The sequence below is a fragment of the Kitasatospora sp. NPDC032121 genome (assembly GCF_055580145.1).
Genome location: NZ_JBVILX010000021.1, coordinates 53,359 through 74,463, shown reverse-complemented (window position 1 = coordinate 74,463; position 21,105 = coordinate 53,359). Strand labels below are relative to the sequence as shown.

Annotated in this window: 3 protein-coding genes; all 3 read left to right on the top strand. The window is 73.6% G+C overall.

Translation table 11 applies throughout. The features are described from left to right. Positions 1-2: 2 nt before the first annotated feature. Genes ACZ5OX_RS34005 through ACZ5OX_RS33995 form a run of 3 tightly spaced genes read left to right on the top strand, consistent with a single transcriptional unit; the run spans position 3 to position 20,862 of the window. Positions 3-17,450, top strand: a complete 17,448-nt coding sequence (locus ACZ5OX_RS34005) for an SDR family NAD(P)-dependent oxidoreductase (protein WP_465635479.1) — start codon at positions 3-5, stop codon at positions 17,448-17,450. Then, a complete protein-coding gene (locus ACZ5OX_RS34000) occupies positions 17,447-19,699 on the top strand; it encodes a cytochrome P450 (RefSeq protein WP_465635477.1) in 2,253 nt (750 codons plus the stop codon). The genes ACZ5OX_RS34005 and ACZ5OX_RS34000 overlap by 4 nt, the downstream gene beginning before the upstream one ends. Next, entirely contained in the window at positions 19,699-20,862 is a 1,164-nt protein-coding gene (locus ACZ5OX_RS33995; protein WP_465635475.1) for a macrolide family glycosyltransferase, read from the top strand. Before ACZ5OX_RS34000 ends, ACZ5OX_RS33995 begins: the two co-directional genes overlap by 1 nt. Positions 20,863-21,105: the final 243 nt, after the last annotated feature.

Below are 21,105 nucleotides of genomic sequence, written 5' to 3'. Positions count from 1 at the left end.
CGATGTCCGACGAAGAGAAGCTCCGCACTTACCTCAAGCGCGCCACGGCCGACCTGGGAGTGCTCAGCAAGCGCCTCGCCGACATGGAGGAGGCCGCGCGCGAACCGATCGCGATCATCGGCATGGGCTGCCGCTACCCGGGCGGAGTGGAGTCCCCGGCCGACCTCTGGCGGCTCGTCTCGGACGGCGCCGACGCGATCACCGAGTTCCCGCCGGACCGTGGATGGGACGTCGTCCACGACCCCGACCCGGACCGGCCGGGCACGACCTACAGCCGATCGGGCGGCTTCCTCGCCGACGGCGCCGGGTTCGACGCCGGGTTCTTCGGGATCTCGCCGCGTGAGGCGTTGGCGATGGATCCGCAGCAGCGGGTGCTGCTGGAGACCGCCTGGGAGACCTTCGAGTACGCCGGCATCGACCCGACCACACTCGGCGGCAGCCGCACCGCCGTGTTCACCGGCCTGTGGTCCTCCGGCTACGGCAACCAGCCGCCGCCGGACCTCGAAGGTTTCCTCGCCACCGGAACGGCCACCAGCGCCACGTCCGGGCGGGTGTCGTACCTGCTGGGGCTGGAGGGTCCGGCGGTGTCGGTGGACACGGCGTGCTCCTCGTCGCTGGTGGCGATCCACCTGGCGGCGCAGGCACTGCGGGCAGGGGAGTGCTCGCTGGCCCTGGCCGGCGGTGTGACGGTGATGGCGACGCCGGCGGGATTCGTCGAATTCTCGCGGCAGCGGGGGCTTGCCGTCGACGGCAGGGTGAAGGCGTTCGCCGAGGCGGCCGATGGTACGTCCTGGGGTGAGGGCGCCGGCCTGGTGCTGCTGGAACGCCTGTCGGACGCCCGTCGCAACGGCCACCGGGTGCTGGCGGTGGTGCGGGGTTCGGCGGTGAACCAGGACGGCGCGTCGAACGGGCTCGCGGCGCCGAACGGTCCGTCCCAGGAACGCGTCATCCGGCAGGCGTTGGCGAACGCCGGACTGTCGACGGCGGACGTGGACGCGGCGGAGGCCCACGGCACCGGGACCACCCTCGGTGACCCGATCGAGGCGCAGGCGCTGTTGGCGACGTACGGCCGGGACCGGGTGGAGCCGTTGTGGCTGGGGTCGGTGAAGTCGAACATCGGGCACACGCAAGCCGCCGCTGGTGTGGCGGGTGTGATCAAGATGGTCATGGCGATGCGACACGGTGAACTGCCGCGGACCCTCCACGTGGACGCGCCGACCTCCCACGTCGACTGGTCGGCGGGCCGGGTCTCCCTGCTGACCGAGGCCCGGCCGTGGCCGGAGACGGGGCGTCCCCGCCGTGCCGGCGTGTCGGCGTTCGGCATCAGCGGCACCAATGCGCACGTCGTCATCGAACAGTTCCCGGAGGAAACCGTCGGACAGTCCGCCGCGGACGACTCGGCGGAGCCCACCGTGTGGCTGCTGTCCGGCAAGACGGATGACGCCCTGCGCGCCCAGGCCCGGCGGCTCGCGGACCATGTCACCGCCCACCCCGGACTCCGGCCGGCCGCGATCGGTCGGGCCCTCGCCACCACCCGCACCTTGCTCGCGCACCGGGCGGCCCTGGTGGGCAGCACCCGGAGCGACCTCATGGCGGAACTGGCCGCCCTCGCCGACGGAGACCCCCGTGTCATCACGGGTGTCGCCGGTTCGCTGGGTCGTTCGGTGTTCGTGTTCCCGGGGCAGGGTGCGCAGTGGGTCGGCATGGGTGGGGAGTTGTACGCCTCGGAGCCGGTGTTCCGGGAGGCGGTCGACGCGTGTGACGCTGCGCTGGCGCCGTACACCGACTGGTCGTTGGTGGAAGTGCTGACCGGTGGCGGCTCGCTGGAGCGGGTGGATGTGGTGCAGCCCGCCCTGTTCGCGGTGATGGTGGCGCTGGCCGAGCTGTGGCGTGCCCATGGTGTGGAACCCGACGCTGTTGTCGGGCATTCGCAGGGGGAGATCGCGGCGGCGTACGTGGCAGGCGCGCTGTCGTTGGAGGACGCCGCGAAGGTGGTCGCCCTGCGCAGCCGCGCGCTGGCGGTGTTGGCCGACCAGGGCGGGATGGTGTCGGTCGGCCTCGGGCATGAGCAGGCCGCCGAGTTCGTGGCCCGCTGGGACGGCCGGCTGACGGTGGCGGTGGTGAACGCTCCCGGTTCGGTCGTCGTGTCGGGCGACCTGGACGCGCTGGACGAACTGCTGAAGTCCTGTGAGGCCGACGGCATCCGCGCCCGCCGCCTGCCCGTCAACTACGCCGCCCACTCCGTCCAGGTCGAGGCGATCCGCGAGCAACTGCTCACCGACCTCGCCGGGATCGAGCCGAGGACCGCGGACGTTCCCTTCTACTCCACCGTCACCGCGGAACCGGTCGACACCTCCGCCCTCGACGCCGACTACTGGTACCGCAACCTCCGCGAACCCGTGCTGTTCGACCAGACCACCCGTGCGCTGCTCGACCACGGCCACACCGTCTTCGTCGAGGCCAGCCCGCACCCGGTCCTGGTCTCCGCCGTCGAGGAGACCGGTCATCACCACGGCTCGGACCTCCTCGTCACCGGCACGCTCCGGCGCGACCAGGACGACTTCCTCACCTCGCTCGGCCGCCTGCACGTCCACGGTGTCCCGGTCGAGTGGCGGTTCCCGGACGACACCGAGCCCGTCAGCCTGCCGACGTACGCCTTCCAGCGCCAGCCGTACTGGCTGCGGCCCGTCCCGACGGCGTCGGGCGACCACCCCCTGCTCAGCACGTTCGTGGAACTGCCCGACGGCGCGGTGCTCAGCGGACGGATCTCGCTCGCCACCCACCCGTGGCTGGCCGACCACGCCGTGCGGGGCTCCGTCCTCCTGCCCGGCACCGCGTTCGCGGAGATGGCGGCCTACGCGGCCGGCCGGCTCGGCCGCGCGGTCGAGGAGCTGGTGCTCGAAACGCCGCTCGTCCTCGACGACACCGCGGTGGACCTCCAGGTCGTCGTGGGCCCCGAGGACGACGGCCGCAACCCGCTCACGGTGTACTCGCGTGACGGCGACGAGTGGGTGCGGCACGCCACCGGGACCCTGGGCGAGGAGCCGGCGCTGAGCGCCTGGGACTGGCCGCAGGCCGGTGAGCCCCTCGACGTCGACGGGCTCTACGACTCGCTGTCCGTGCTCGGCTACGAGTACGGGCCGGCGTTCCAGGGCGTCACGGCGGCCTGGCGGGTCGGCGACACCGTCTACGCCGAGGTGGAGCTTCCCGCCGAGGAACCGTTCGCCCTGCACCCCGCGCTGCTCGACGCCGCACTGCACCCCATGGCGTTCCTCACCGACCGCACCGGCCTGCCGTTCGCGTTCAGCGGAGTGGCGATACGGCCCACGGGCCACCGGACGCTGCGCGTACGCCTGTCCGCCACCGGGCCGGACACGTTCACCGTGGCCGTGGCCGATCCGGACGGCGCCCCGGTCGCGGTCATCACGTCGCTGACCGTCCGGGAGGCCGGCGCCGTCCCGGACAGCCTGTACGCACTCGACTGGCTGCCCTTTGAATCGCCGGCCTTCGAACCGGCATCGACGGGCGGCGACCTCGCGGACCTGGTCGTCTACGAGGTGCCCGGGCCGGAGCCCGAGGCGGACACCGTCGAGGCGGCGTACGAGAGCGCGCGGAGCGTACTCGCCGTGATCCGGGACCACTTGGCGGGCGAGCGGACGCGGCTGGCGGTCGTCACCCGCAACGCCGTCGCCGCCGCGCCCGGTGACGTGGTCGGCCTCCACCATTCGATGGTCTGGGGCCTGGTCCGCGGCGCGCGGGCCGAGCACCCCGACCGGTTCGTCCTGGTCGACGCCGACCCGACCTGGGACCCCGCGCTGATCGCCGGCACGGACGAGCCGGAACTGGCGGTCCGCCAGGGGACGTTGCGCGTCCCCCGCCTGGTCCGCGTCGGCGCGAGCCTCACCCCGCCCGACGGGACCTGGCGGCTGGAGGACACGGGCACCGGCAGCATCGACGACCTGGCGCTGGTGCCCCGCCCGGAGCTCATGGAGCCGCTGGGGCCCGGGCAGGTCCGGATCGCCACGCGGGCGGCCGGACTCAACTTCCGGGACGTGCTGATCGCCCTCGGCGTCTACCCCGGCGAGGCCCTGATGGGCGGCGAAGGCGCGGGCGTCGTCCTCGAAACCGGCCCGGACACCCGGTTCCGGCCCGGCGACCGCGTCATGGGCCTGGTCCCCGGCGCCTTCGGCCCGGTCACCGTCGCCGACCAGCGGCTGCTGGTCCGGATGCCCGACGACTGGTCGTTCGCCAGGGCCGCGTCCGTGCCCGTGGTGTTCCTGACGGCGTGGTACGGCCTGTGCGACCTGGGCGGGCTGAAGGCCGGTGACCGGGTGCTGATCCATGCCGGCACCGGTGGTGTCGGCATGGCGGCGATCCAGCTGGCCCGGCGGCTCGGGGCGGAGGTGTTCGCCACGGCCGGCCCGGCCAAGTGGCACATCCTGCGTGCCCTGGGGCTGGACGAGGACCACATCGCCTCGTCGCGCACCCTGGAGTTCGAGCAGAAGTTCCCGCCCATGGACGTCGTCCTGGACTCGTTGTCCGGCGAGTTCGTCGACGCCTCCCTGCGGCTGCTCGTGCCCGGCGGGCGGTTCGTGGAGATGGGCAAGACCGACATCCGCGACGCGGCCGACCATCCCGACCTCGTCTACCGGGCGTTCGACATCGCCGACGCGGGGCCGGAACGGCTCGGCGAGATCCTGGACGCCGTCGTACGGGCCTTCACGGACGGCGGGTTCGCACCGCTGCCGTTGGACGTCCGCGGGGTCAGGGACGCGGTCGAGGTGTTCCGGTTCATGAGCCAGGCCGCTCATGTCGGGAAGATCGTTCTCACCGTTCCCCAGCCGGTCGACCCCGACGGTACGGTGCTGATCACCGGTGGTACGGGGACGCTGGGGGGCCGTGTGGCCCGGCATCTGGTGGCCGAGCGGGGTGTGCGGCACCTGCTGCTGGTCAGCCGCGGTGGTGGCGGGGCGGCGTTGCGCGAGGAGTTGGAGGGGCTGGGCGCGGAGGTGACCGTGGCGGCCTGTGACGTGGCCGACCGGGACGCGTTGGCGGCCGTCCTGGATTCGATACCGGCCGGGCGTCCGCTGACCGCGGTCGTGCACGCGGCCGGCGTGCTCGACGACGCCGTGGTCGAGTCGCTGACCCCCGAACGTCTCGCCGCGGTCTGGGAGCCCAAGGCACGGGCGGCGTGGAACCTGCACGAACTCACCCGGGGACGGGACCTGACGGCGTTCGTCCTCTTCTCCTCGGCGGCCGGGACGCTCGGCAGCCCCGGGCAGGCCAACTACGCCGCGGCCAACACCTTCCTCGACGCCCTCGCCGTGCACCGGCGCGCCCTCGGCCTGCCGGCGACCTCGCTGGCCTGGGGCTACTGGGCCGAGGCCAGCGGCATGACCGGGCACCTGACCGGTGCCGACCAGGACCGGCTGACGCGAGCCGGGGTCGTGCCGCTGGCCACCGACCACGCCCTGTCGCTGTTCGACGCGGCCCTGGCCACGGACCGGGCCGCGCTGGTGCCGGTACGCCTCGACCTGTCCGTGATGGCGGGCTCCCCGGCGGCCCCGGCGGCCCTCAAGGGCCTCGTCTCCCGCAAGGCGGCCCGGCGCCCGGCGCGGCACGGCGCGATCGCCGACCGCCTGCGGTCACTGCCGGAGGCCGAACGGCTGCGAGCCGCACTCGACCTGGTCACCGCCAACACCGCCGCCGTGCTCGGTCACCGCGAACCGGGGGCCGGATGGGACCGGCAGCCGTTCAAGGACCTCGGCTTCGACTCCCTGACCTCCGTCGAACTGCGCAACCGGCTCAACACCGCCACCGGCCTGCGCCTGCCCGCCACCGTCACCTTCGACCACCCCACCCCGCGGCAACTCGCCGAGCACTTGCTGAGCGGGATCCTCGGTGGAGGTGTGGTGCCGGTGGTGCCGGCGGGTGGAGTGGGTGATGCCGCTGATCCGGTGGTGATCGTGGGCATGGGGGCCCGGTATCCGGGTGGGGTGGGGTCTCCGGAGGACCTGTGGGGCCTGGTGTCGGGTGGGGTGGACGCGATTGGGGCGTTCCCGTCGGATCGTGGGTGGGACGTCGAGGGGTTGTTCCATCCGGATGCGGATCACCCGGGGACGTCGTACACGCGGTCGGGTGGTTTCCTCGCGGACGCGGCGGGGTTCGATGCGGACTTCTTCGGGATCTCGCCGCGTGAGGCGTTGGCGATGGATCCGCAGCAGCGGGTGCTGCTGGAGACCGCGTGGGAGACCTTCGAGGACGCGGGGATCGATCCGACGTCGCTGAGGGGCAGCCAGACGGGCGTCTTCACCGGCATCTGGGCATCCGGCTACGGCGACCAGGCACCCGCCGACGCCGAGGGCTACCTCGGTACGGGCGCCGCGACCAGCGTGACCTCCGGCCGGATCGCCTACCTGCTGGGGCTGGAGGGTGCGGCGGTCTCGCTGGACACCGCCTGCTCGTCCTCGCTGGTGGCGATCCACCTGGCAGCGCAGGCACTCCGCTCGGGAGAGTGCTCGCTCGCCCTGGCCGGCGGGGTGACCGTGATGGCGACCCCGCTGGGCTTCACGGAGTTCTCGCGCCAGCGCGGCCTGGCTCCCGACGGCAGGGTGAAGGCGTTCGCCGAGGCCGCCGATGGTACGGCCTGGGCCGAGGGCGCCGGCCTGGTGCTGCTGGAACGCCTGTCCGACGCCCGCCGTAACGGCCACCGGGTGCTGGCGGTGGTGCGGGGCTCGGCGGTCAACCAGGACGGCACCTCCAACGGCCTTGGGGCGCCGAACGGTCCGTCGCAGGAGCGGGTGATCCGGCAGGCGTTGGCGAACGCCGGACTGTCGACGGCGGACGTGGACGCGGTGGAGGCGCACGGCACGGGGACGACGCTCGGTGACCCGATCGAGGCGCAGGCGCTGTTGGCGACGTACGGCCGGGACCGGGTGGAGCCGTTGTGGCTGGGGTCGGTGAAGTCCAACATCGGCCACACCCAGGCGGCGGCCGGCGTGGCGGGCGTGATCAAGATGGTCATGGCGATGCGGCACGGGCAGTTGCCGCCGACGCTGCATGTCGATGCGCCGACCTCGCACGTCGACTGGGAGTCCGGAAACATCCGACTGCTCACCGAGGCCCGGCCCTGGCCCGACAACGGCCACCTGCGTCGCGCGGGCATCTCGGCGTTCGGCATCAGCGGTACCAACGCGCATGTGGTGATCGAGGCGGCTGCCGAGGAGCCGGTCGGAGTTTCGACCGGGTCCTCGGGTGGGGTGGTGCCGTGGGTGTTGTCGGGGAAGTCGGAGGCGGCGTTGCGGGAGCAGGCGCGCCGGCTGGGCGCCTTCACCGCCGTACGTCCCGAGGTGAGCCCGGCGGCCGTCGGGGCTGCTCTGGCTGCCCGCACCGTGTTCGAGCACCGGGCCGTGGTGGTGAGCGGCGTGGAGGCGTTGGACGCCCTGGCCGAGGGCGGCACGGCGCCGGGTCTGGTCACCGGGACCGCCCGCCCGCTGGGTCGTTCGGTGTTCGTGTTCCCGGGGCAGGGTGCGCAGTGGGTCGGTATGGGTGGGGAGTTGTACGTCTCGGAGCCGGTGTTCCGGGAGGCGGTCGACGCGTGTGATGCTGCGTTGGCGCCGTACACGGACTGGTCGTTGGTGGAGGTGCTGACGGGCGGTGGTTCGCTGGAGCGGGTGGATGTGGTGCAGCCCGCCCTGTTCGCGGTGATGGTGGCGCTGGCCGAACTGTGGCGTGCCCATGGTGTGGAGCCCGATGCGGTCGTCGGGCATTCGCAGGGGGAGATCGCGGCGGCGTACGTGGCGGGCGCGCTGTCGTTGGAGGACGCCGCGAAGGTGGTCGCCCTGCGCAGCCGCGCGCTGGCGGTGTTGGCCGACCAGGGCGGGATGGTGTCGGTCGGCCTCGGGCATGAGCAGGCCGCCGAGTTCGTGGCCCGCTGGGACGGCCGGCTGACGGTGGCGGTGGTCAACGCCCCCGGTTCGGTCGTCGTGTCGGGCGATCTGGACGCGCTGGACGAACTGCTGAAGTCCTGTGAGGCCGACGGCATCCGCGCCCGCCGCCTGCCCGTCAACTACGCCGCCCACTCCGTCCAGGTCGAGGCGATCCGCGAGCAACTGCTCACCGACCTCGCCGACATCACACCGCACCCGGCGGCGATCCCGTTCCACTCGACGGTGACCGGCGAGGAGATCGACACCTCCGCCCTCGACGCCGACTACTGGTACCGCAACCTCCGCGAACCCGTGCTGTTCGACCAGGCCACCCGGCTGCTGCTCGCCTCGGGTAGCGCCCCCGTCTTCGTCGAGATCAGCCCGCACCCGGTGCTCACGCCCGCGCTGGAGGAGCACGAGGCGGGTGTGGTGACCGGGACACTGCGCCGCGACCACGGCACCCCGGCCGAGTTCCTGGCCGCCGCGGCGCGGCTGTTCGTCGCGGGTGTGCCGGTGCGGTGGCCGTTCCCCGAAGGGGAGCCGGTGGCGCTGCCCACCTACCCCTTCCAGCGGACGCGGTTCTGGCTCGCCGGAGGCGCGGGAGACGTGTCCGCGGCCGGGCTCGACTCGGTGGACCACCCGCTGCTCGGCGCCGCTGTCGAGGTGGGCGAGCAGCGGGTCCTGACGGGTCGGCTCTCCCTGGCCACCCACCCCTGGCTCGCGGACCACTCCGTCCTGGGGACGGTGCTGCTGCCCGCGACGGCGTTCGTGGAACTGGTGGTGCACGCGGCCGGGGCGGCAGTGGAGGAACTGGTCCTGGAGGCGCCGCTGGTGTTGCCCGCGGACGGCGCGGTGGACGTGCAGGTCGTCGTGGGCGAGCCGGACGGGACCGGCCGCCGCACGGTCGACGTCCGGTCCCGTACGGACGGTTGGGCGCGGCACGCCACCGGCACGGTGAGCGGGCAGCCTGTGGTCGGGCGGGCCGTCGTCGAGCGGGAACTGACGCAATGGCCGCCGGCCGGCGCGGAACCGGTCACCGGGCTCTACGACACGCTCGCCGCGGCGGGCTACGAGTACGGGCCGGCCTTCCAGGCCGTGCAGGCGGTGTGGCGCCGCGGCAATGAGGTGTTCGCCGAGGTCACCGTGCCGGACGCGGCCCGGTTCTCCGTCCATCCGGCCCTGCTGGACGCCGCCCTGCAACCGCTGGCGCTGCTGTCCGGCACGGAAGGCGACGTGCGGCTGCCGTTCTCGCTGGGCGGGATCGCGGTCCACCGCACCGGTGTGACCTCCGCGCGCGTACGGCTGACGGTGGTGCGCCCCGGCACGTACGCCATCCACCTGGCGGACCGGTCCGGCGAGCCCGTGGCGACCATCGAGGCGCTGACCACCCGTCCGATGGCCGAACGCGGCCCGCTGCACGCCCTCGACTGGATTCCGCTGACCCCCGGCGAAGGCGCGCTCGGCGACGCCGTCGTCTCGCCCGGCTCGGTCGTCGAGGCGCTGACGGCCGTCCAGGACTTCCTGGCCGGGCCCGGCGAAAGGCTCGTGGTGCGCACGCGGGGCGCGGTCGCCGTCGTCCCCGGTGACGCGGTGAGCGACCCGGAAGCCTCGGCCGTATGGGGCCTGGTCCGGTCCGCGCAGTCCGAGCACCCCGGCCGGTTCGTGCTCGTGGACGCCGACGAGCTGCCCAACGGCCTGTCGGTCGGCGACGAGGACCAGCTGGCGGTGCGCCGGGGGGCCGTCTACGTGCCCCGGCTCGTGCGTTCCGCACCGGAGGACGCGTTCGACGGACGGCTGACGCAGGCGGGCACGGGCAGCCTGGACGACCTCGCCTTCCTGCCGTACGAGCAGGCCCCGCTCGGTCCCCTGGAGGTGCGCGTCGCCGTGCGGGCGGCCGGCCTGAACTTCCGGGACGTGCTGATCGCCCTCGGCGTCTACCCGGACCCGGCGCTGCTCGGCAGCGAGGGCGCGGGCGTCGTCACCGAGGTCGGCGCCGAGGTCACCGGGCTGCGGCCGGGTGACCGGGTCGCCGGGCTGCTGCCCGGCGCGTTCGGCCGGGTGGCCGTCGCCGACCACCGGGTGCTGGTGCGCATCCCCGACGACTGGTCGTTCACCCAGGCCGCCACCGTGCCGATCGCGTTCATGACGGCGTGGTACGGCCTGTGCGACCTGGGCGGGCTGAAGGCCGGTGACCGGGTGCTGATCCACGCGGGTACCGGTGGTGTCGGCATGGCGGCGATCCAGCTGGCCCGGCGGCTCGGGGCGGAGGTGTTCGCCACGGCGGGCCCGGCCAAGTGGCACATCCTGCGCGCCCTGGGGCTGGACGAGGACCACATCGCCTCGTCGCGCACCCTGGAGTTCGAGCAGAGCTTCCCGCCCATGGACGTCGTCCTGAACTCGCTGTCCGGCGAGTTCCTGGACGCCTCCCTGCGGCTGCTCGCGACCGGCGGGCGGTTCGTGGAGATGGGCAAGGCCGACGTCCGGCCCGGCGTGCTGGCCTTCGACCTGGCCGACGCGGGACCGGAGCGGCTGGCGGAGATCCTGGCCGAGGCCGTCCGGCTGCTCGGCGCGGGCGAGCTGCGGCTGCCACCGCTCACCACCTGGGACGTCCGCCACGCGCGGGACGCCTTCCGGTTCATGAGCCGGGCCGCTCACGTGGGGAAGATCGTTCTCACCGTCCCCCAGCCGATCGGCCCCGACGGTACGGTGCTGATCACCGGTGGTACGGGGACGCTGGGGAGTCATGTGGCCCGGCACCTGGTGGCCGAGCGGGGTGTGCGGCACCTGCTGCTGGTCAGCCGCGGTGGTGGCGGGGCGGCGTTGCGCGAGGAGTTGGAGGGGCTGGGCGCGGAGGTGACCGTGGCGGCCTGTGACGTGGCCGACCGGGACGCGCTGGCGGCCGTCCTGGACGCGATCCCGGCTGCGCACCCGCTGACCGCGGTCGTGCACGCGGCCGGCGTGCTCGACGACGCCGTGGTCGAGTCGCTGACCCCCGAACGTCTCGCCGCGGTCTGGGAGCCCAAGGCACGGGCGGCGTGGAACCTGCACGAACTCACCCGGGGACGGGACCTGACGGCGTTCGTCCTCTTCTCCTCGGCGGCCGGGACGCTGGGCGCGGCAGGGCAGGCGAACTACGCCGCGGCGAACGCCTACCTCGACGGCCTGGCCGCGTACCGGCGTGCCCAGGGCCTGCCGGGGGTGTCGCTGGCCTGGGGCTACTGGGCCGAGGCCAGCGGGCTGACCGGGCAGATGTCCGAGGCCGACGGTGAACGCCTCGCCCGCGCGGGGCTGCTGCCGATGGCGACCGACTACGGACTCGGGCTGTTCGACGGGGGCCTGGACACCGCGGAACCGGCGGTGGTCGCGGCCCGACTCAAGGTGTCCGCACTGGGCGACCGGCCGGTGCTGCGCGCGCTGACACGCGCCCGCAAACCGGTGCGGACCACCGGACTGGCGGGCGAGCTGGGATCGCTCCCCGAGGCCCGGCAACGCGAGATTCTGCTCGACCTGGTCAGCACCCACGCCTCGGCCGTGCTGGGCCGCAGCGACGAGATCGGTGGCGACCTGGCCTTCAAGGACCTGGGCTTCGACTCGCTGACCGGCGTGGAGCTGCGCAACCGGCTGTCCACGGCGGTCGGAACCAGGCTGTCGGCGACGATGGTCTTCGACCACCCGACCCCGGCCCGGCTGGCCGAATACCTGCGTGAGGTGGTCCTCGGCAAGGAGCGCCGGACGGTCGCGCCCGTGCCGGTCGGGGTACCGGTGTCGGATGATCCGGTGGTCGTGGTGGGGCTGGGGGCCCGCTATCCGGGTGGGGTGGGGTCCGCCCAGGAGCTGTGGGATGTGGTGTCCGGTGGGGTGGACGCGGTGGGGCAGTTCCCATCGGATCGTGGGTGGGACGTGGGTCGTCTCTACGATCCTGCCGGTGGTCCGGGGACGTCGTACACGCGGTCGGGTGGCTTTCTGGGGGATGCGGGTGGCTTCGATGCCGCGTTCTTCGGGATCTCGCCGCGTGAGGCGCTCGCCATGGATCCGCAGCAGCGGGTGCTGCTGGAGACGGTGTGGGAGACCTTCGAGGACGCGGGGATCGATCCGACGTCGCTGCGGGGCAGCCAGACGGGCGTGTTCACCGGCATCTGGGCATCCGGCTACGCGGGCGGAGTGGACCAGATCTCGCGCGACGCGGACGGCTACGTGGCCACCGGCACGGCGACGAGTGTGACCTCCGGGCGGGTGTCGTACCTGCTGGGGCTGGAGGGTCCTGCGGTGTCGGTGGACACGGCGTGCTCGTCGTCGCTGGTGGCGATCCACCTGGCGGCGCAGGCGCTGCGCTCGGGGGAGTGCTCGCTGGCCCTGGCCGGCGGGGTGACGGTGATGGCGACACCCGCCGCCTTCATCGACTTCTCCCGCCAGCGGGGGCTTGCGGCCGACGGGCGGGTGAAGGCGTTCGCCGAGGCGGCCGATGGTACGGCGTGGGGTGAGGGCGCGGGTGTCGTGCTCCTGGAGCGGCTGTCGGACGCCCGTCGTCACGGTCACCGGGTGCTGGCGGTGGTGCGGGGTTCGGCGGTCAACCAGGACGGGGCGTCCAACGGGCTGACCGCGCCGAACGGTCCGTCGCAGGAGCGGGTGATCCGTCAGGCCCTCGCCAACGCCGGGTTGGAGGCGTCAGAGGTGGACGCGGTGGAGGCGCACGGTACGGGCACCACCCTCGGTGACCCGATCGAGGCGCAGGCGCTGCTGGCGACGTACGGCCGGGACCGGGTGGAGCCGTTGTGGCTGGGGTCGGTGAAGTCCAACATCGGGCACACCCAGGCGGCGGCCGGTGTGGCGGGTGTGATCAAGATGGTGATGGCGATACGGCACGGGCAGTTGCCGCCGACGCTGCACGTCGATGCGCCGAGCTCCCACGTCGACTGGTCGGCGGGCCAGGTCTCACTGCTGACCGAGGCCCGGCCGTGGCCGGAGACGGGGCGTCCCCGCCGTGCCGGCGTGTCGGCGTTCGGCATCAGCGGTACCAACGCGCACGTGATCCTGGAGGCCCCGGCGCCGGAGCCGGCCCCGGAACCGGCCGAGGAGACCTCGCCCGAGTCCCCCGCCGCTCCCGCAGCCGTCGTGCCAGTGCCGTGGCTGCTGTCGGCCAAGTCCGAGCAGGCGCTCCGGGCCCAGGCCCGCAGGCTGCAGGCGTACGCGGCCAAGGCCCCCGACGCGGACGGAATCGCCGCCGCGCTCGCCGCGCGGACCCGGTTCCCCCACCGGGCCATGGTGACCGGACCGGAGGCACTGGCGGCCCTGCTGCGCGGGGAGGCGCATCCCGGGCTGGTGACCGGCGAAGCCCGCGACTCGGGCAGGTCGGCGTTCGTGTTCTCCGGTCAGGGTGGTCAGTGGGCGGGGATGGGACGGGGCCTGTACCGCGAGTTCCCGGTGTTCGCACGGGTGTTGGACGAGGTCTGCGAACTGCTGGAGCTGCCCGTGGAGGTGCTGTTCGAGGACGCGGATGGGGTGCTGGGGCAGACGCTGTTCACCCAGGGTTCGGTGTTCGCCCTGGAGGTGGCCCTGTTCCGGCTGGTGGAGTCCTTGGGTGTGCGGCCGGACTTCGTGGTGGGGCACTCGGTGGGTGAGGTGGCGGCGGCTCATGTGGCGGGCGTTCTGAGCTTGGAGGACGCGTGTGTGCTGGTGGGTGCGCGGGGCCGGTTGATGCAGGAGTTGCCCGGTGGTGGGGCGATGGTGTCGCTCCAGGCGTCGCTGGAGGAGGTCGTGGGGTCGCTGGCGCCGGGTGCCGAGGTGGCGGCGGTCAACGCGCCGGACGCGGTGGTGGTGTCGGGCGACGAGGCCGCGGTGGCGGCGGTCGCTGAGGTGTGGCAGGGCCGTGGGCGCCGGGTGCGGCGGCTGGAGGTCAGTCACGCGTTCCATTCGGCGCGGATGGATCCGGTGCTGGAGGAACTCGGCAAGGTGGCTGAGGGCTTGTCGTTCGGTGAGCCGGTGATCCCGGTGGTCTCCACGGTGGCCGGGCGTCCGGTGGACCTGGGGGAGCCCGGGTACTGGGTGCGGCAGGTGCGGGAGCCGGTCCGGTTCGCCGACGCGATGGAGTGGCTGACGGGCCAGGGGGTCACGGGGCTGCTGGAGGTGGGTCCGCATCCGGTGCTGGTGGGGAACGGCTTGATGCGCCGTGGTGGTGACTCCCCGGAGCGGCTGTTCGCAGGTCTGGGGCGGCTGTGGGCGGACGGCGCCGCGCGCTGGACGCCACCCGCGACGACACCGGCGGGGACGCCGGACGTGCGGGTGCCCTCGTACGCCTTCCAGCACCGGCACTACTGGCTCCAGCCCACCACCCCGTCGGAGGGCCTCGACACGCCCGACCACCCGCTGCTGCGGTCCCTGGTGAAGCTCCCCGACGGGCAGGGCGTGGTGCTGACCGGGAAGCTCTCCGCTTCCCTCCACCCGTGGCTGGCCGAGCACACCGTACTCGGTTCGACGCTGCTGCCCGCGATGGCGTTCGTGGACATGGCGGTCCACGCCGGCGAGCACACGGCCAGCCCCGTCCTGTCCGAGCTGGTCCTGGAGGCGCCGCTCGTGCTGTCCGAGCGCGACGGCGTGTACGTGCAGGTCACCGTCGGCGCGCCCGACGACACCGGACGCCGACCCGTCACCGTCCACTCCCGCACCTCCGCCGAGCCCGACGAGTGGACCCGCCACGCGACCGGCGTGCTCAGTCCGCCGGACCGGGCGACACGGGCCGACCGGACGGCCGTGCCCGGGGCGGACGACAGCGAGGCCGCGCCGATCGACATCGGCTCGCTCTACGACCGGCTCGCCGAAGCCGGCTACGAGTACGGGCCGGCCTTCCAGGGGCTCACCGGCATCCGGCGGCACGGCGAGGACCTGCACGCCGAGGTGAGCTTCCCGGAGGACCCCGCGCAGCTCACCGGTTACCGCGTCCACCCCGCGCTCCTGGACGCCGCCATACAGCCGCTGACCCTGCTCGCCGGCCTCGCGGCCGAGGACGGCGGCGCCGGCGGCAGCCCGGCGCGGATGCCCTTCTCGTTCTCCGGCGTGTCGGTCACCGGGTCGGCCGCGACGGTCCGCGTGGTGCTGCACCCGACCGGGCCGGACACCTACGCGGTGCGGATCACCGACACCGCCGGGACACCGGTCGTGACCATCGACGAGATCGTCCTGCGGCCCGTCGAAACGGCGGGTCACGGGGTCGGGCGCCGGCCGAACACGCTGTTCGCCGTCGACTGGACCCCGATGGCGGCACCGGACGGCCCGGACACCGAGACGGTCCTCCACGAGGTCGTCGGCGAGGGCGAACCGGTCGCGGCCGTCCACACGGTGACCCGGGAACTGCTCGGCAGGGTAGGGGAGTTCCTGGCCACCGACACGCCGGCCCGGCTCGTGGTCCTCACCGGCGACGACCTGGCCTCGGCCGCCGCCCGCGGCTTCCTGCGCAGCGCGCACAGCGAGAACCCCGGGCGGATCCTGACCGTCCGGCACGACGGCACGGCCGCCTCGCGACGGGCGATCCCCGCCGCGGTGCGCGCCGCCGTGAGCGACGGCGAGCCCGAGATCCAACTGCGCGACGGAACCGCCCTCGTGCCGAGGCTGGTGCGGGCCGCACCGGCCGCACCGGCCGCACCGGCCGCACCGGCCGCCCCGACCGCCCCGGCCGGGCCCCTGAACGGTGCGCCCTTGGACGGCACCGTGCTGATCACCGGCGGCACCGGCACCCTCGGCGTCCTGGTCGCCCGGCACCTGGTCGCCCGGCACGGCGCCCGGCACGTGGTGCTCGCCGGCCGCCGCGGCGTCGAGCCGCCCGGCCTCCGGGAGGAGCTGGGCGCGGCCCTCACCGTGGTCGCCTGCGACGCCGGTGACCGCGGGGCACTGAGGGATCTCGTCGCCTCGATCCCCGACCTGCGGGCCGTCGTGCACGCCGCCGGGGTCGTCGACGACGCCGTGGTGGGATCGATGACACCGGAGCAGATCGACACGGTGCTGCGCTCGAAGGCCGATGCCGCGTGGCACCTGCACGAGGCCACCGAGCACCTGGACCTGCGGGCGTTCGTGCTGTTCTCCTCGGCGTCCGGGGTGTTCGGCGCCCCCGGGCAGGCCAACTACGCCGCCGCGAACGCGTTCCTCGACGCGCTCGCCGAGTACCGGCACGCGCGCGGCCTGCCGGCCACCTCCCTGGCCTGGGGCCAGTGGGCCGAGTCCAGCGGCATCACCGCGAACCTGACCGAGGCCGACCAGCGCCGGCTGGCGAGGACCGGGATGCTGCCGCTGGCCACCGAGCAGGCCCTCGGCCTGTTCGACACCGCCCTGGCCGGCGAACGCCCGGCGCTGGTGCCGGTCCGCCTCGACCTCGCGGCGATCGACACCCCGCCCGCGCTGCTGCGCGGACTCGCCCGGCCGCGGCGCGCGCCGGCCCCGGCGGCCGGCCCCGGCGACCTGCGGGCCAGGCTCGAAGCCCTGCCCGAGCCCGAGCAGCGCGCCCTGCTGCTCGACCTGGTCGTCAGGCACAGCGCGAGCATCCTCGGGATGGCCCCCGGCGGGATCGACGACCCGCGCCGGCTGTTCCGCGACCACGGCGTCGACTCGCTGACCGCCATCGAGCTGCGCAACCAGCTCAACGCGGCCACCGGGCTCCAGCTCCCGGCGACCCTCGTCTTCGACTTCCCGACGCCCGAACAGCTCGTCAACCACCTCTACGGGCAGCTGTGCTCGCCGGAGAACCGGGTCGCCGGGCCGATGGAGCGCCTGCTGCGCAAGGCCGTCGACGTCGGCCGCGCGCAGGACGGCCTCGATCTGCTGGCCACGGTGTCCCGGCTGAGCCCGGCCACCGACGCGCCCGAGGCCGAGGCGGTCGCCCTCGCGACCGGCTTCCTCCAGCCGTCGCTGGTCTGCCTGCCGTCCGCGCTGGCGTCCGGCGGCATCGAGGAGTACGGGCGGTTCGCCGCGGCCTTGGAGGCCGCCCGCGACGTCACGGCGGTCACCCTGCCGGGCTTCGCCGGCGACCCGCTGCCCGCGGACGCCGACGTCCTGGTCCAGGCGCTCGCCGAGGCCGCGTCGGCCGTCGCCGCGCCGGTGCTGGTCGGCCGTTCGGTGGGCGCGTGGCTGGCGCTGGCGACCGCCAGGGAACTGGAACGGCGGGGGGCCCGGCCGAGCGCCGTGGTGCTCATCGACGGCTACCCCGACGACCTGCCGGGTGTGCTCACCGGCATGCTCGACGCCGGCCACCAGGTCCACCCGGTCGACGACGACCGGCTGGTGGCCATGGGCCGCTACCTCGATCTGGCCGGCGCCCCGGAGCCCGTCACCGCGCCCGTGCTGCTGGTGGGCACCGGGGAGCGCTCGTGGCCCCGGCTGTCCACCACCGTCCAGGAGGTGCTCACCGTCCCGGGCGACCACTTCACCGCACTGGAGGAGAACTCCGCGGCCACGGCGCTGGCCATCAGTACATGGCTCCTCGACTTCGACGGGTACGGGGCCGGGTTGTCCGAACTCAGGGGAAAGGACCAAGCATGATCTGGGACAACGTCTACATCGGCGGAACGGGGCGGTACCTGCCGCCCCGCACGCCCGCGACGCAGGCAGTGCCGGACACCGAGACCATGCGGCGGCTGCTCGCGCTCTCGGACTTCGTGTCGTTCACCAGCTCCGACGACGTCACCGAGCACGCGATGGCCGTGCACGCGGCGATCGGAGCCCTGCGCGAGTCCGGCCTCAGCGGCGCCGACATCTCCATGGCCGCCTACGCGCAGATGGACCACCAGGACCACATGGCGTCCTCCTGCCACCTGCAGCGCGTCCTCGGCCTCGGCCACGCCCTCGTCTACGAGGTCGAGGCGACCAGCAACGGCGGCTCGGCCGCGCTGCAGTCCGCCGCCGCGCACCTGGTGGCCGACCCGGCCGCGACCGCGACCCTGGTCACGGCCACCGCCCGGTTCCTGCCGCCGCGGTGGGAACGCTGGCAGCCCACCGTCGGGATCTTCCTGGCCGACGGTGCGGTCGCGGCCGTGCTCAACCGCGAGGGCGGCCGGGCGCGCCTGGTCGCGACCGCCAACAGCTCCGCGACCCAGATGGAGGTCCTCGCCACCCCGACGATCCCGGACCCCAAGGGCCACCGCAACCGTACGCCGATCGAGGTCACCGGCCTGGCCCCGTACCTGACGCTGATGAGCGGGGCACTGGTCACCGCGGTCGAGCAGGCCGCCAAGGAGGCCGGCGTCAGCATCGCCGACATCACCAGGTTCGTCGTCACCGGTCTGGGCCTGGCCCAACTGGAGGTCGTCGTGCTGGAGCCGCTCGGCATCGACCTGAGCCGCACCACCTGGCCGATGCTGCGCGAGCTCGGCCACGTCGGGCCGTGCGACCAACTGCTCGGCATGGACCACCTGCTGCACGACGAGACCCTCAAGCCCGGGGACACCATCATGTCGATCGGCCTCGGCATGGGCTCGCGGTTCACCGCGACCCTGCTGGAGGTCACCGAGCCCCCCAAGCCCCGTACGACCACCGTCTTCACCGAACCGGTGCGCGCGCAGGTCGCGTCCGCCGACGCGTACGTCATCGACCCCTCGGGCGGCGACATCTTCGGCGAGGCCGCCGCGCTGCGCGAGCGCGGCCCGGCCACGCCCGTCGAACTGCCCGGTGGCGTGTCGGCCTGGGCCGTCACCGGGCACGACCTGACGAAGAAGCTGCTGCTCGACCCGAAGGTCTCCAAGGACGCGAACAAGCACTGGCCCCTGTGGCGCGACGGCGACATCCCGCCGGACTGGCCGCTGATCATGTGGGTCGCGATGCAGAACATGTTCACCGCCTACGGGTCCGATCACACCAGGCTGCGCAGCCTGGTGGCCAAGGCGTTCACCCAGCGCCGCATCGAAGCGATGCGGCCGCGCGTCGAGGAGATCACGGCCGGCCTGATCGCCGACCTGGCCGCGGTGCCGCCGGGGCAGACGGTCGACCTGCGCGCACGGTTCGCGTTCCCGCTGCCGATCCAGGTCATCACCGGACTGTTCGGGGTGACCGCGCAGACGGGCGCGGACCTGCGGCGGCTGGTGGACGCGGTGTTCAGCCTCGACGCGGACCCGGCGGGCGTGCAGGCCGCCTCCGGCGAGCTGTACATGCTGCTCAAGGACCTCGTGGCCGCCAAGCGGCGCGACCCCGGCGACGACATGACCAGCGACCTGATCGCCGCGCAGGAGGCGGACGGTACGCGACTGTCCGAGCGGGAACTGCTGGACACCCTGCTGCTGACCATCTCCGCCGGCTTCGAGACGACGGTCAACCTGCTCGACCACGCCATCCACGCGCTGGCCACGCACCCGTCCCAGCTCGCCCTGGTCCGGTCCGGGACCAGCACCTGGGAGGACGTGGTGGACGAGACCCTGCGCTGGCAGGCGCCGGTGCCGAACCTGCCGCTGCGGTACGCCGTGGAGGACATCTCCGCGGACGGCGTGCGGATCCGCAAGGGCGAGGCGATCCTGCTGTCCTACGGCGCGGCCGGCCGCGACCCGGCGCGGCACGGGGCCGACGCGGAGGACTTCTCCGTCACCCGGCCGTCGCGGGCCGACCACCTCACCTTCGGGCACGGCGTGCACTTCTGCCTCGGCAGCCCCCTGGCGAAGCTGGAGGCGACGACGGCGCTGTCCGCGCTGTTCTCCCGGTTCCCCCGGCTGCGGCTGGCCGTCCCGTCGTCCGAACTCGAGCCGCTGGGTTCCTTCTTCACCAACGGACACAAGACTCTTCCGGTCATCCTGGAGGAGAGCTGATGGCCCATGTCGCCTTCGTGAGCGCGCCCGCGTCCGGGCATGTGAACCCGACCCTGCCGCTGGTCGAAGAGCTGGTCCGGCGCGGTCACCGGGTCAGCTACGCCACGGGACCGGCCACCATGGACGCCGCCGTCGCCGCCGGGGCGTCGCCGGTGACCCTGCCCTCGCAGCTGCCGCCCGACATGGCGGCGCGGGGCGAGTTCACGGCGGAACAGCTCGCCGTGACGATGGAGTACTACCTCGACGACGCGCGTGCCTCCTTCCCCGTCCTGGCCGAGCACTTCTCGGCCGACCCGCCGGACGCGGTGTGCTACGACTCGGTGACCTTCACCGGGAGGATGCTGGCGAACCTGCTCGACGTGCCGGAGATCTCCCTGGTGCCGACCTTCGCGGAGAACGAGTCCTTCTCGGCGGCGCAGGTGTACCTACCGGCCGACTTCGACCACACCGACCCCCGGCTGGTGGCCGCGATCCAGGACATGGGGAAGTTCGCGCAGGGCCACGCCTTCCTCGGGGACCCGAACCTGATGTTCGGCCACGTGGCCCCGACGAGCCTGGTGTTCATCCCCCGCGAGTTCCAGATGTCGGGGGACACCTTCGACGAGCGCTTCCACTTCGTCGGGCCGTCGCTGAGCAGCCGGCAGACCACCGAGGAGTGGAGCCCCCGGTCACAGGCCCCGGTGCTGCTGATATCGCTGGGAACCGTCTTCAACGACCGGCCCGAGTTCTACCGGACCTGCGTCGAGGCGTTCGGGGACAGCGACTGGCAGGTCGTCATGGCGGTGGGCGGGCTGGACCAGGAGTCGCTGGGCCCGATCCCGGCGAACGTCGAAGTGCACGCGCACGTGCCGCAGGTGGCGGTGCTGCGACACACCGAGGTGTTCCTGAGCCACGCCGGGATGAACTCGGCGATGGAGTCGCTCTACCACGGGGTGCCCTTCGTGGCGGTGCCGCAGATCCCGGAACAGCGGGCGGTCGCCCGGCGGGCGGAGGAGCTGCGGGTCGGCAGGACGCTCGCCGAGCCGACCGTGCAGGGCCTGCGCGACGCCGTCCAGGACGTCCGGTCCTGCCGCCCCCGGGCGGCGGCCCTGAGCCGGATCGTGCGCGGGGCGGGCGGCGCGTCAAAGGGGGCCGACGTCCTGGAGGAGCTGCTGACGCGGTAGCGGCCGGGCTCCACCGGGCGGTGCGCGGGTGCGGACCGCCCGGCGGAGCCCGTTCCCGCGCAAGAACGCGGACGGGCTCCCACCAAGTCCTGGTGTCTGCCCACCCCATCCGGTCGAAGACGTCCTGCACGGTGGCGGCGAACCTGCGGGTTCTTACACGCCTTTGCCGTCGCTCTGCCGGGCGGCTGACGGGCGCCCGGCAGAGTCGTGCTCACACCGACCGCAGGACGCATGGAGGGCACG